The organism is Modestobacter sp. URMC 112 (assembly GCF_053502575.1).
The window spans coordinates 249,491-263,194 of the sequence record NZ_CP199957.1 but is presented as its reverse complement, the minus strand read 5'-3'; the positions used below and the strand labels follow the sequence as shown (position 1 = coordinate 263,194).

General features: G+C 72.5%; 12 protein-coding genes. All 12 read right to left on the bottom strand.

The annotated features are described in order from the left end of the window. Window position 1 precedes the first annotated feature (1 nt). The 12 genes from ACWIX6_RS01195 to ACWIX6_RS01140 all read right to left on the bottom strand — a co-directional run bounded on the left by ACWIX6_RS01195 (window position 2) and on the right by ACWIX6_RS01140 (window position 13,673). Window positions 2–1,444, bottom strand: coding sequence for a cation:dicarboxylate symporter family transporter (locus tag ACWIX6_RS01195; protein WP_448615018.1), 1,443 nt, complete (start codon window positions 1,442–1,444; stop codon window positions 2–4). Between the two features lie 178 nt (window positions 1,445–1,622). Then, on the bottom strand, window positions 1,623–2,108 hold the full coding sequence (locus ACWIX6_RS01190; RefSeq protein ID WP_448615017.1) for a hypothetical protein: 486 nt from the start codon (window positions 2,106–2,108) through the stop codon (window positions 1,623–1,625). Continuing rightward, a complete protein-coding gene (locus ACWIX6_RS01185; RefSeq protein WP_448615016.1) occupies window positions 2,105–2,467 on the bottom strand; it encodes a response regulator in 363 nt (120 codons plus the stop codon). Before ACWIX6_RS01185 ends, ACWIX6_RS01190 begins: the two co-directional genes overlap by 4 nt. Next, window positions 2,464–3,009, bottom strand: a complete 546-nt coding sequence (locus ACWIX6_RS01180) for a chemotaxis protein CheX (RefSeq protein ID WP_448615015.1) — start codon at window positions 3,007–3,009, stop codon at window positions 2,464–2,466. Before ACWIX6_RS01180 ends, ACWIX6_RS01185 begins: the two co-directional genes overlap by 4 nt. Beyond that, window positions 3,006–3,389, bottom strand: a complete 384-nt coding sequence (locus tag ACWIX6_RS01175) for a response regulator (protein ID WP_448615014.1) — start codon at window positions 3,387–3,389, stop codon at window positions 3,006–3,008. Before ACWIX6_RS01175 ends, ACWIX6_RS01180 begins: the two co-directional genes overlap by 4 nt. A 1-nt stretch (window position 3,390) precedes the next feature. Continuing rightward, window positions 3,391–4,215 carry a CheR family methyltransferase gene (locus ACWIX6_RS01170; RefSeq protein WP_448615013.1) on the bottom strand — a complete coding sequence of 275 codons (825 nt, stop codon included), beginning with the start codon at window positions 4,213–4,215 and terminating at the stop codon, window positions 3,391–3,393. After that, the gene (locus tag ACWIX6_RS01165; RefSeq protein WP_448615012.1) at window positions 4,212–5,318 is read right to left on the bottom strand and encodes a protein-glutamate methylesterase/protein-glutamine glutaminase; all 1,107 of its coding nucleotides are present in this window, start codon (window positions 5,316–5,318) and stop codon (window positions 4,212–4,214) included. Before ACWIX6_RS01165 ends, ACWIX6_RS01170 begins: the two co-directional genes overlap by 4 nt. A gap of 98 nt (window positions 5,319–5,416) precedes the next feature. After that, the gene (locus ACWIX6_RS01160; protein WP_448615011.1) at window positions 5,417–6,388 is read right to left on the bottom strand and encodes a hypothetical protein; all 972 of its coding nucleotides are present in this window, start codon (window positions 6,386–6,388) and stop codon (window positions 5,417–5,419) included. A gap of 198 nt (window positions 6,389–6,586) precedes the next feature. After that, the gene (locus ACWIX6_RS01155) at window positions 6,587–8,218 is read right to left on the bottom strand and encodes a methyl-accepting chemotaxis protein (protein WP_448615010.1); all 1,632 of its coding nucleotides are present in this window, start codon (window positions 8,216–8,218) and stop codon (window positions 6,587–6,589) included. Window positions 8,219–8,269: 51 nt separating this feature from the next. Then, window positions 8,270–9,859: a methyl-accepting chemotaxis protein gene (locus ACWIX6_RS01150; protein ID WP_448615009.1), complete on the bottom strand. Its 1,590-nt coding sequence runs from the start codon at window positions 9,857–9,859 to the stop codon at window positions 8,270–8,272. A 408-nt stretch (window positions 9,860–10,267) separates the two neighbouring features. Next, entirely contained in the window at window positions 10,268–11,872 is a 1,605-nt protein-coding gene (locus ACWIX6_RS01145) for a methyl-accepting chemotaxis protein (RefSeq protein WP_448615008.1), read from the bottom strand. A 154-nt stretch (window positions 11,873–12,026) separates the two neighbouring features. Beyond that, entirely contained in the window at window positions 12,027–13,673 is a 1,647-nt protein-coding gene (locus ACWIX6_RS01140) for a methyl-accepting chemotaxis protein (RefSeq protein ID WP_448615007.1), read from the bottom strand. Window positions 13,674–13,704: the final 31 nt, after the last annotated feature.

Here is a 13,704-nt window from a genome sequence, read left to right as displayed (position 1 = left end):
GTCAGCGGCGGGCGGTCTCGGGCTGGGTGTGCTGCAGGTCGGTGAGGGTGTCGTCGGTGGAGCCGCCGCCGTGGCCGTCGTCGTCGATCATGGTGGCCTCGTCGAAGGGGCGGTGGCCGGCCAGGACGGCGTCGAGCTGGTCGCGGTCCAGTTCCTTGGTCCAGGTGGCGACCAGGACGGTGGCGATGGCGTTGCCGGCGAAGTTGGTGACCGCGCGGGCCTCGGACATGAACCGGTCGATGCCCACGATCAGCCCGACGCCGTCGAGCAGGTCCGGGCGATGCGCGGACAGCCCGCCGGCCAGGGTGGCCAGCCCCGCGCCGGTGACCCCGGCCGCCCCCTTGGAGGCGATGATCATGAAGGCGAGCAGGGACAGCTGCTCCCCGACGCTGAGCGGGTCACCCAGGGCCGAGGCGATGAACAGCGAGGCCATGGTCAGGTAGATGGCGGTGCCGTCGAGGTTGAAGGAGTAGCCGGTGGGGACCACGATCCCGGCCACGGGCTGGGACACCCCGGCGTGTTCCATCTTGGCGATCAGCCGGGGCAGCGCGGTCTCCGACGAGGAGGTGGACACGATCAGCAGGAACTCCCGGCCCAGGTACTTGAGCAGGGTGAACACGTTGACCCGGGCGAAGGCCCACAGGATCGCGCCGAGGAACCCGAACACGAAGATCGCGCAGGTGGCGTAGAAGGCCAGCATGATCACCGCCAGGGACTTCAGGGCGTCGATGCCGGTCTCCCCGACCACCGCCGCGATCGCCCCGAACGCCCCGATCGGGGCGACCCACATGATCATCGACAGCACCCGGAAGACCAGCTTCTGCAGGTGCCCGACCCCGCGCAGCAGCGGGTCCCCGGCCCGGCCCATGGCCTGGATGGCGAACCCGACCAGCAGCGCGACCAGCAGCGCCTGCAACACCGACCCCTCGGTCAACGCCGACAGCAGCGTGGTGGGGATCAGCCCGAGCAGGAAGTCCACCGTGCCACCGGACTCCTCAGCCGAGGACGCCAGCTCCGAGCCCTGCCCGCGCAGCTCGTCGGACAGCTCCAGCCCGCTGCCGGGGTCCACGATGTTGCCCACCACCAGCCCGATGGCCAGCGCGATGGTCGACATCAAGATGAAGTAGCCCAGCGCCAGCCCACCGATCCGCCCGACCTTGGCCGCCTGGCGGATCGCCCCGATGCCCAACACGATGGTGCAGAAGATCACCGGCGCGATCAGCATCTTGATCAACGCCACGAACGCCGTGCCCAGCCACTTCAACGACACCGCGAACTCCGGGAACGCGAACCCCACCGCGATCCCGGCCAACACCGCCACGATCACCGCGATGTAGAGCCAGTGCGTCCGATCCCGCCGCGGGGCCGCCGTCGGGCCGTCCGGGGTGGCCGTGCCGGAGCCCGCGGGGGGTCCGCCGTCGCTGGGCGTGCTGCCTGTCGCCATGGTCGCTCCCCTGGGCTCGGTGTGCGGCGATCATCACCCCGTGCGCCCGGGACGGCACCCCGGGGCGGAAGCGACGAGATCGGGGAGGCGGGGCGCTGCCGTGGTCTCCCACGCACCCCACCTCCCCGATCCCGGGGAGCTGCGTCCGGCGTCAGCCGGCTCTGGTCGGGCCGGTCGGTCAGGCCAGCACGATGGACATCGCGCCGGAGCCGTAGCCGGCCACCTCGACGTCCAGGTCGATCCGGTTGAACCCGGCGGCCAGGCCGGCCAGGTCACCGGGCACCGCGTCCCCCGGCGCGTACAGCTTGTACAGCTTCGAGTGGGTCACGCCCCCGCCGTTGAACAGCGCCGCGGCGACGTTGACCACCTCGTAGACGACCTCGAGGTGCATGTCGGACAGCTCGCCGTCCTCGATGGCGTCCTCCAGGCCGCCCTTGGGCAGCAGTGCCAGCGCGCCGGCGAGCCAGGCGGCCAGCGGGACGTCGACCAGGCAGACGGCGTTGGTGGCCAGCTGCGGGTCGACGTAGACGGCCAGGGCGGCGCCGTCGTTGAGCGACACCGGGTCGCCGGGGGAGACGCTGACGTCCTTGCCGAGCAGGCCCTCGAGGAGGTCGCGGACGTCCTTGGGGGCCGGCAGGATCGCCGGGGCCAGCGGCGCGCTCATGCCAGCACCCCGTCCAGCGCGTCGCGGAAGGTCTCCTCGGTGAACGGCTTGGCGATGAGGAAGAGTGCGCCGGCGTCGGCCGCCTTCTCCCGCATCTCCGGGGAGCCCTCCGAGGTCACGAAGCCGAAGGGCACCTGCGACCCGGAGGCGCGCAGCGCCTGCAGGCACTCGATGCCGGTCATCTCCGGCATGTTCCAGTCCGACAGGACCAGGTCCGGCTTCTCCGAGCCGACCATCTGGAGGGCCTCGCGGCCGTCCTCGGCCTGGATGATCTCGTGGTCGTCGTACCCGGCCTGGCGGAGTGTGCGGATCACGATCTGCCGCATCACGCGGCTGTCGTCCGTCACCAGGATCTTCACTGCGGCACCTCGTTCCGCTCGATGTGCGGCGCCCCGGTGGCGCCCTGCACGCTGATGCTCAAGTACTGGCCGCGCCACTGGGCGTCGACGCGGCACTGGTCGTCCGGCCGGGTGGCCGGGGGAGTGGGCCCGGTCTGGGGGAGACCGAGAGAGGACGGGCCGGGCAGCGCGGCCTTGACGTTGCCGCCCATGACGTTGGCCAGCTCGCCGAGGGCGTCGTCGACGTCCTCGGGCTCGATGACCGCAGGCGGGCGCGCCCGCAGCAGGCACTCGGTCAGCTGCTGCGCCGTCGGCTCGTCGCAGGTGACGACGACGGCGCCGGACCAGGGCCCGGTGATCTGCACCCAGGCACTGACGGTCGCCTCGGGCGCCGGCACCGGCAGCGGCACGAGGACCTCGCCGTCGCCGACCAGCGACGTCCAGACGTCGTCGGCGATCGCCTGGACGGTGGCCGCGTCGATCAGGCCGTCGATCGGGTCCTGGGTCAGCGGGCCGGGGTCGTCGCTGCTGCGGCGCCGGGGCGAGGTGGCGAGCTCGCTCACAGGGTCACCTCCGCGGGGAGCAGGCCGAGCAGGGCGAGCTTGTCGCGCATCGCGTCGGCGGTGAACGGCTTGATCATGTACTCGTGGGCGCCAGCGGCCAGCGCGCGCACGATCTGCCCGTGCTCGCTCTCCGTGGTGACCATCATCAGGGTCAGCGAGCGGTGGGCCGGGTTGCTGCGGACGGCGGAGACGAACTGCAGGCCGTCCATCACCGGCATGTTCCAGTCGACCGTGGCCAGGTCCGGCGCGAAGCCCTCCTCCAGCACGTCGAGGGCCTCCCGTCCGTCCCCGGCATGGCGGACCTCGTAGCCGAAGTCCTCCAGGATCCCGCCGACGATGCGCCGCATGGCGCGTGAGTCGTCGATCACGAGTGCACGCACGTCAGTTCCCCTTCCCAGGGCGGTAGGCGGAGCCGCGGCCGAGGACGACCCGCTCCCAGTTGTCGTCCACGCCGAGGGTGGTCTCGGCAGCGCCCAGGAACAGCCAGCCGTCCGGGCGCATCAGCTGTGCGACGCGGCGCAGGATGGCCTGCTTCGTCGCCAGGTCGAAGTAGATGAGGACGTTGCGCAGGTACACGACGTCGAACGGGCCCATCCGCGGCAGCGGCGCGGCCAGGTTGCACTCGGTGGCGGTGACCATCCGACGGAGCACGGGGGAGATCTCCCACTCGTTGCCGGCGCGGACGAAGTGCCGCACCAGCATGGACGCCGGCAGGCCGCGGTTGACCTCCAGCTGGCTGAACCGGCCGGCCCGGGTGCGCTCGACCATCTCCCGCGAGAGGTCGGTGGCGGTGATGGACACCCGCCGGGGGGCGTCGGGCATGGCGTCGGCCAGCAGCATGGCGATGGTGTACGGCTCCTGCCCGCTGGAGCAGGCCGCGGACCAGACCTGCAGCCGCTCGTCGGGACGGCGGGCGGCGTTCAGGGCGGGGAGCACGGTGCCGGTCAAGGCGGTGAACGGGTCGCCGTCGCGGAACCAGGACGTCTCGTTGGTGGTCAGCGCCTCCACGATCCGCCGGGTGGTGGCCGCGTCCGGGCGGCTCCGGACGGACTCCACGAGCTCGCTGACCCCGGCGAGTCCACGCTGCTGGGCCATCGGCAGCAGCCGGGCCTCGACGAGGTACTCCTTGCCGGGCTGGAGCACGATCGCGCTCTCCCGGTGCACCAGTTGACGCACCCAGTCGAAGCTGGTCGCGGTGAGGGTCATCGGCGGGCTCCGGTGAGGGTGGGACGGACGGTGGGCAGCAGGCGGGTGATCGCCTCGGCGATCTGGCCCAGCGGGAGGACCTCGTCGGCGTGGCCGGCCTGGGTCACCGCTCCGGGCATGCCCCAGACGACCGAGGTGGCCTGGTCCTGGGCGACGACGGTGCCGCCGGCCTCGCGGATCTGGCCGGTGCCGATGCGGCCGTCGGAGCCCATGCCGGTGAGGACCACGCCGAGCACGGCGCCGTCGTAGGCGGCCACGGCGGACCGGAAGAGGACGTCGACGGCGGGGCGGCAGAAGTTCTCGGGGGCGCCCTGGTCGAGGGCGGTGCGCCGGATGCCGCCGGTGCTCTTCACCGTGAGGTGGAAGTCGCCGGGGGCGATGTGCACCGTGCCGGGCGCCAGCGGTGTGCCGGCGACCGCCTCGACGACGTCGAGGCCGCACAGCCGGTCGAGCCGCTGGGCGAACTGCCGGGTGAAGACGGGCGGCATGTGCTGCACCAGCAGCACGGGGACCGGCAGGGCGGCCGGCAGCAGGGGCAGGACCTTGGTGAGCGCCTCGGGCCCACCGGTGGACGAGCCGATCACCAGGACGGCGGGCTCCTGCCGGGCGCGGGTCCGGGCGACCGGCGGGCGGGGGACGACCGGCGCGACGGGGGCGGCCGGGGCACCGGCGGTCAGCGGCCGGCCGGTGAGGGCCTTGATCTTGGGGACGAGCTGCTCACGGACGCTCTCCATGGACTGCGCGACGCTGCCGACGTTGGCCGGCTTGGTGACGTAGTCGTTGGCGCCGGAGGACAGCGCGTCGAGGGTGGCCGACGCGCCCCGCTCGGTGAGCGTGCTGAACATGATGATCGGGACGCGGCTGTGCTGGCGTCCGCCCATGCCGCCGCGGATGGCCCGGACCGCCTCGATGCCGTTCATGTCCGGCATCTCGATGTCCATCGTGACCAGCTCGGGCTTCAGCTGCTCGAGCTTGGCGACCGCGAGACGACCGTTGGGCGCGGTGCCGACCACGTTGATCGCCGGGTCCTGGGACAGGACGTCGGTCACGATCTTCCGGACGACGACGGAGTCGTCGACCACCATCACCCTGATGGGTTCCACGCGTTCCCCCGCAGCTGCCGATGTGCGCAGCCGGTGGGCCGCCCACGACCCTTATCGGCAGCAGCCGCGCGGGGGTTGAGCCGGGCCGGACCCGACTGTCACCCCGCCAGGCGGAGGTGCCTCCCGGTCACCAGCGCCCAGGGCTCGCCGAGCACGGCGAGCGACTCCTCGTCGAGCAGGTCGGCCATGGCCACGCCCTGCACGCACCCCGCGAGCGCGTTCCAGATCCCCTCGGCACCGTCCCGGGCGGTGAAGCCGCCGTCCGCCGCGGCCTGCACGGCCATCAGCTGGGCGGCGGCGAGTGCCCGGGTGCGCCCGGAGACGTGGGCGGCCCAGCAGGCCCCGTGCATGGCCGCGGCCCAGGGGCGCCGCTGGGTGCGGACGGCGTCCACGGCGATCCGCCAGCGGCGCCGGCCGGCCTCGTCCAGGCCGCGCACCGCGTCCAGCAGGACGGCGACACCGGCGGTGGCCGGCCCGAGGTCCGGACGCGGCGGGGCGACCAGGGCGGTGGCCGCCCCGTAGGGAGCGGTCAGCTCCAGGCGGACGGCGGGGTCGAGGGCCTCGGCGGCCCACCACCCGGTGGCCGCGTCGACGAGGACGTCGGCCGCCCGCGCGACCAGGTCGGGGTCCAGCGTGGCGGCGACGGGGTGCTCGGGGCCCAGGACGTCGTCCCGGACCAGCCGGGCGAGCGCCGGCGTGTTGCCGATGGTGCCCCGCTCGAGCAGCGTCAGCAGGCGGGCGGTGCGCTGGTCCGTGCCGGTCACCGCTCCGGGCAGGTCGCGCAGCTGGGGGACACCCGTGGCGGCCAGCTCGTGGGCCCGGCGGACCCGGACGGCCTGGGCCGCGCGCTCGTCGTCGGGCCGCCCGGCCGCGGGGTGGGCCGCGGCCAGCCGGCCGAGGGTGTCGGCGTCGGCCGCCAGGCCGGTCAACAGCACGTCGGCGACCTGCCCGCCGGCGCGCAGCCGGGCGAGGTCGAAGCCGAGGGTCGCGGCGCTGACCAGGGAGTAGGGCACGATCGCCTCCAGGTGAGTGGTCAGCTCATCGTGGTGGCGACCGGCAGGACCCGCCATGCGGCGGTCACCCGTTGGTTGGTCCCCCGGGTGACCGCCGCTGCGTGTTCCTCCACGCTAGTGCGTTGCTCGGTCACTCAGCGTAGGCAGTGGCCCCCCTGCAGGGTCCCGCCGCGAGCTTGCGAGTGGCGGGGGGCAGTAGAAGGACCCCGTCCTCCTCACCCCTCGCAAGCTCGGGCCGAGCCTCGGGACGGCGCCCTAGTAGGTGAAGCGGCCCACCGTGGTGCGCAGGTCGCTGGCCATCTTAGACAGCTCGTCGACCGCGACCCGGGTCTGGGACAGCGCCTCGGTGGTGGAGGACGCCGCCGCCGAGACGCCGGTGATGTTGGTGGCGATCTCCGTGCTGCCGCCGGCGGCCTCCTGGACCGACCGGGACATCTCCTGCGTGGTGGCGGTCTGCTCCTCCACCGCACTGGCGATGGTCAGCTGGAAGTCGTTGATGCTCCCGATCACCGCCGAGATCCCACCGATCGCGGTGATCGCCTTGGTGGTGTCGCCCTGGATGGCCTCCACCCGCCGGGCGATGTCCTCCGTCGCCCGCGCCGTCTCCTGCGCCAGCTCCTTCACCTCGTTGGCCACCACCGCGAACCCCTTGCCGGCCTCACCGGCCCGGGCGGCCTCGATCGTGGCGTTGAGCGCCAGCAGGTTCGTCTGCTCCGCGATCGAGGTGATCGCCTTCACCACCGCACCGATCTCCTGCGAGCTCGTGCCCAACTTGGTGATCGTCTCCGTCGTCGCCTGCGCCTCGGCCACCGCCGACGCGGCCACCCGCGCCGCCTCGTTCGCGTTCTGGGAGATCTCCCGGATCGAGGCGCCCATCTCCTCCGCACCCGCCGCCACCGTGCCCACGTTCCGGGACACCTCCTCAGCCGCCGCCGACACCACACCCGACTGCGCCGAGGTCTCCTCCGCCGACGCCGAGATCTGCGACGACGACGCCGACAACTCCTCCGACGACGCAGCCACCGCATCCGCCGACGCAGCCACCGAGGCCAGCACCTCACGGAGGTCGGCGACGGCCCCGTCCAGGGCCGCGGCCGCGCGGCCCACCTCGTCGCCCCGCTGCACGCCCGTCGTCCGGGTCAGGTCCCCGGCGGCGACCGCCGCAGCGACCGAGACGACCGCGTTCAGCGGGCGCACGATGCGGCGGGCGACGGCGACTGCGAGGGCCAGCGTGGCGATCGCGCCGACGACGATGGCCGCGACCATGATCCACAGGCTGCGCTGCTGCTGCACGTCGGCGGCCTCGCCCGCGGCGGCCGTCCGCGCGTCGACGGACTCGCGCAGCTGGGCGGTGAGCTCGAGGACCTGGAAGTACACCTCGTAGCCGTCGCCCAGGACCAGCGCGTCACCGGCCTCCACGCCGGCCGGGGTGCCCTGCCGGTACGCGGCGACGACCTGGTCGTCCACCGCGAAGTAGGCGTCCCACTGGGTCTGGATCTGCTCGAACGCCGCCAGCTCCGCCTCGTCGAGGACGTCGGTGGGCATGGCCGCCAGCTGACCGCGGAGCCGGTCGGCGCTGTCCAGGAAGCCGGCGCGGTTGGCGTTGTCGTCCTGGACGGCGGCGATGCCGCCGATGCGGCGGGCGTCCCAGGCGTAGGCGGTCTGCCAGCCGGTCACGTCGGCGTTCGAGGTCTGCACCTCCTGCACGGCGGTCAGCGCGTCCTCCAGCCGACCGACCTCGTCGAGCGTCTCCCCGGCGGCCGTCAGGCCGGTCAGCGCGAAGCCGCCCACCACCATCGCGGCGGCCATACCGGCGGCACCGACGGCCAGGATCGCGTTCTGGACGCCCACGGTGCGGCGTCCGGGCCGTGTGCTGTCGTTCGTCATGACGGGAAGCCTCTGTCTCTGTTCTCTGTCGTGTGTCTCTGTCGTGCGGGGTCAGTAGGTGAAGCGGCCCACGGTGGTGCGCAGATCGGAGGCCATCTTCGACAGCTCGTCGACCGCGACCCGGGTCTGGGACAGCGCCTGGGTGGTCGAGTCCGCGGCCGAGGAGACCCCGGTGATGTTCTGCGCGATCTCACCCGACCCGCTGGCGGCCTCCTGGACCGACCGGGACATCTCCTGGGTGGTGGCGGTCTGCTCCTCCACCGCACTGGCGATGGTCAGCTGGAAGTCGTTGATGCTCCCGATCACCGCCGAGATCCCACCGATCGCGGTGATCGCCTTGGTGGTGTCGCCCTGGATGGCCTCCACCCGCCGGGCGATGTCCTCCGTCGCCCGCGCCGTCTCCTGCGCCAGCTCCTTCACCTCGTTGGCCACCACCGCGAACCCCTTGCCGGCCTCACCGGCCCGGGCGGCCTCGATCGTGGCGTTGAGCGCCAGCAAGTTCGTCTGCTCCGCGATCGAGGTGATCGCCTTCACCACCGCACCGATCTCCTGCGAGCTCGTGCCCAACTTGGTGATCGTCTCCGTCGTCGCCTGCGCCTCGGCCACCGCCGACGCGGCCACCCGCGCCGCCTCGTTCGCGTTCTGGGAGATCTCCCGGATCGAGGCGCCCATCTCCTCCGCACCCGCCGCCACCGTGCCCACGTTCCGGGACACCTCCTCAGCCGCCGCCGACACCACACCCGACTGCGCCGAGGTCTCCTCCGCCGACGCCGAGATCTGCGACGACGACGCCGACAACTCCTCCGACGACGCCGCCACCGCATCCGCCGACGCAGCCACCGACGACAACACCGACCGCAGACTGGCCTGCGCCGCGTCCAGCGCGGCCGCCATCCGACCGACCTCGTCCCGCTGGTCGACCGCGGTCGCGCGGGTCAGGTCGCCCTCGGCGAGCGCCTCCAGCGAGCTCTGCACCCGGCTCAGCGGCCGGGCGATCGAGCGGAGCGTCAGCAGGCTGATGCCACCGATGGCCAGGATCCCGGCACCGGCCACCGCGGCTCCGGTCACAGCCGCCTGACCGATCGCCGCGGAGAGCTCCTGCTGCGCCTCCGCGCTGGCGGCGGCCAGTGCGTCCTTGGCCTCGCCCACGGCACCGTCGGTGATGTCGTTGGCCGCCTGGATGTCCTCGAAGCGCAGCCGGGTGGCCGGCTGGTCGGCCACCGCCGCGTCGACGAAGGCGGACAGCGAGTCGACGTAGGAGCCGAAGGTCGCCTGCACCTCGTCGGCAGCCGTCGCGACGTCCCCGTCCAACGGCACCTCGCGCAGCTGGGTCAGCAGCTCCTCGGCCGTCGCGACGTCGTCGGCCACGTCGACCTGCTGCTCGGCCGGGACGGGGTTGACGAGCGCCTTGAGCCCGTCCACCTTCAGCTCGCTGGCCCGGGTGTCCAGCTGCAGGACCAGGGCCTGCGCCTCCTCGAGCTGGCTGAGCCGGGTGTTCACCTGGCTGACCGTGGCGTTGGACGACATCTGTGACGCGACGAGTCCACCGAAGGCCAGGACCACGACCCCGATGAGCACGCCGAACTTCACGGCCAGCGACCGGTCGGCGAACCAGCGCTGCGGGGCGGAGAGGACGGACATGCGGGTGCTCCAGATGGGTGAGGCTCGAAGGTGGTACCGGCCGGCCGTCGCACCACCGGGATGGGCGGTTCGAGCGGGAGTACCTGCCGTGGTGGGGAACTGTGGCCTATCCGGAAATGGTCCGCCCATAATTCCCCCGGCGTGTCGCTGAAGCGGACCGGGAAAGGTCGGTCACCGTCCCGCGCGGACGATTTGTCGACAATTCCCGGCTCGCAAGACCGCCCGGGAAAGACGGAACGGCGCTGCATTCCCCAGACGAATCGGGAATGCAGCGCCGTTCGATCCTGACCCCTGCAGGGAAGGCCCCCCTGCAGGGTCCCGCCGCGAGCGTGCGAGTGGCGGGGGGCAGTAGAAGGACCCCGTCCTCCTCACCCCTCGCAAGCTCGGGCCGAGCCTCGGGACGGCGCCCTAGTAGGTGAAGTGGCCGACGGTGGTGCGCAGGTCGCTGGCCATCTTCGACAGCTCGTCGACCGCGACCCGGGTCTGGGACAGCGCCTGGGTGGTCGAGTCCGCGGCCGAGGAGACCCCGGTGATGTTCTGCGCGATCTCACCCGACCCGCTGGCGGCCTCCTGGACCGACCGGGACATCTCCTGGGTGGTGGCGGTCTGCTCCTCCACCGCACTGGCGATGGTCAGCTGGAAGTCGTTGATGCTCCCGATCACCGCCGAGATCCCACCGATCGCGGTGATCGCCTTGGTGGTGTCGCCCTGGATGGCCTCCACCCGCCGGGCGATGTCCTCCGTCGCCCGCGCCGTCTCCTGCGCCAGCTCCTTCACCTCGTTGGCCACCACCGCGAACCCCTTGCCGGCCTCACCGGCCCGGGCGGCCTCGATCGTGGCGTTGAGCGCCAGCAAGTTCGTCTGCTCCGCGATCGAGGTGATCGCCTTCACCACCGCACCGATCTCCTGCGAGCTCGTGCCCAACTTGGTGATCGTCTCCGTCGTCGCCTGCGCCTCGGCCACCGCCGACGCGGCCACCCGCGCCGCCTCGTTCGCGTTCTGGGAGATCTCCCGGATCGAGGCGCCCATCTCCTCCGCACCCGCCGCCACCGTGCCCACGTTCCGGGACACCTCCTCAGCCGCCGCCGACACCACACCCGACTGCGCCGAGGTCTCCTCCGCCGACGCCGAGATCTGCGACGACGACGCCGACAACTCCTCCGACGACGCAGCCACCGCATCCGCCGACGCAGCCACCGACGACAACACCGACCGCAGACTGGCCTGCGCCTGGGTCAGGGCGGCGGCCATCTGGCCCACCTCGTCGGCCGAGGTCACCTGGGCGTCCCGGGTGAGATCACCATCCGCCAGAGCCTCCAGGCTTGCCTTGACGCGCGTCAGAGGCCTGACGATCTGGCGGCCGATGACGAGGGCCAGGGCGGTGCCGAGGAGCGCTCCGACCCCGAGCACGACCACGATCTGGGTGCGTCCGGTCCGGTAGGCGGCGTCGGCCTCCTCGTCCGTCCGCTGCACGGCTTCCACCTGGGCCGCGCTCAGCTCGTCACCGAGGGAGACGACGATCCCGTAGAGGCGGTCGCACTCGGCCAGGATCGGAGCGACGGGGACGGCCGGGTCCATGGCGCGGCTGGCCGGCACGATGGTCCGATCCCGGAAGACGCGGTAGTCCATGACCGCAGCGACATAGTCATCCAGGAGATCCGCGTCGCTGGCGCCCTCCCGCAACGAGACCACACTGGCGTCGAAAACGGCGTCGAGGTCGGCGATCTCCTGCTCGCGCCGGGGCTTGTCCGCGACAGGACCAGCGAGGTGGAGGAGCACGCGCTGGCGCATGCTGCTGTTGGCCTGCCGCGCGCTCGCGAGGTCGTTGAGCGGGACCGCGCCGTCTGCGTAGATGCTCTCCGCGGCCGTGGCCACCCTCCCGAGCTGGACGATGGCCAGGCCACCGACCGATCCCGCCACGAGCAGCAGGACCCCCAGCAGGAGGAGCAGCTTGGTGTTGATTCGTCGGTCGGCGATCCAACGGCTGTGCGTAGTGGGGGTGGGGACGGTCATGGTCTCTCCGGGAGTGGTGGCGAGGTGGTGCTGAGGACGGTGGCCCCTCGGCGGGTCCCCCTGCGAGCCGACGGGCAGTGGGGGCAGTGGGGGCCGTGGCCATGGCAGTCCTCCGCCGCGAGCTCGGCATGGCGGAGGGCTGCCGCGGCCGTGCTCAGTAGGTGAAGTGGCCGACGGTGGTGCGCAGGTCGCTGGCCATCTTCGACAGCTCGTCGACCGCGACCCGGGTCTGGGACAGCGCCTGGGTGGTCGAGTCCGCGGCCGAGGAGACCCCGGTGATGTTCTGCGCGATCTCACCCGACCCGCTGGCGGCCTCCTGGACCGACCGGGACATCTCCTGGGTGGTGGCGGTCTGCTCCTCCACCGCACTGGCGATGGTCAGCTGGAAGTCGTTGATGCTCCCGATCACCGCCGAGATCCCACCGATCGCGGTGATCGCCTTGGTGGTGTCGCCCTGGATGGCCTCCACCCGCCGGGCGATGTCCTCCGTCGCCCGCGCCGTCTCCTGCGCCAGCTCCTTCACCTCGTTGGCCACCACCGCGAACCCCTTGCCGGCCTCACCGGCCCGGGCGGCCTCGATCGTGGCGTTGAGCGCCAGCAAGTTCGTCTGCTCCGCGATCGAGGTGATCGCCTTCACCACCGCACCGATCTCCTGCGAGCTCGTGCCCAACTTGGTGATCGTCTCCGTCGTCGCCTGCGCCTCGGCCACCGCCGACGCGGCCACCCGCGCCGCCTCGTTCGCGTTCTGGGAGATCTCCCGGATCGAGGCGCCCATCTCCTCCGCACCCGCCGCCACCGTGCCCACGTTCCGGGACACCTCCTCAGCCGCCGCCGACACCACACCCGACTGCGCCGAGGTCTCCTCCGCCGACGCCGAGATCTGCGACGACGACGCCGACAACTCCTCCGACGACGCAGCCACCGCATCCGCCGACGCAGCCACCGAGGTCATCAGCCCGCGCAGGGTGTCCACGGCCTGGTCGAGCGCAGTGCCCATCCGGCCCAGCTCGTCCTTGGTGCGCAGACCGGACTGCTTGGTGAGGTCACCGGCGGCCAGCGCCTCGCTCACCGTCTGCACCCGGCCGACTCCGCGGGCGATGGCCCGGGCCACCGTGAAGCCGACGCCGAGCGCGAGTGCGATGCCGGCGACCAGGACGACGAGGGACAGCGTGCGCTGGAACTCGTACTGGGCCTGCGCGTTGGCGGCGTCCGCCGCGGCGTCCTCGGACTCGAGCGCCCGGACCTGGTCGATGAGCTCGTCGGCCTGGGCCGCGAGGGGGGCGACCGTCTGCTCGTTCGTGGTGTACCAGCCGGCGTTGTCAGAGGCCAGGGCGAACGGCCCCAGCTGTGTCTCCACGCCCTCGATGTAGTCGTGGAAGGCGGTGGCCGCCTGGTCGACCAGGGCCAGCTTCTCCTCCGTCGGGAGGGACTCGCCGTAGGCGGCGACCGCCGCGTCGAAGGCCTCCGCCGTCACGGGGAGGTCGGTCAGGATCTGCTTGGTCTCCGCGGGGTCGGGGGTGATGAGCGCGTCCCGGGAGAGCTTGCGCAGCTCGCCGATGACGGCCTTCATGTCCGCCGAGGCCTCGAGGCCGGAGATGTTGCTCGCGTACAGGTCCTGGCTGGCCGCTGCCGAGGTGCTCAGGGCCGACAGCCCCATCACGCCGACGGTGGCGGCCACGACGCCGGCGGCACCCACGGCGGTGAGGATCTTGGTGCTGACCCCGCGGTCACCCCACCAGGAGGCCTTGTGCTCGGCGGTGCGGTCGTCGGGGGAGGGGCTGGTGGGCGGCGTGACGGCCATGACGGGAGGCTCCTGGTGCCTGGTGTGGGGG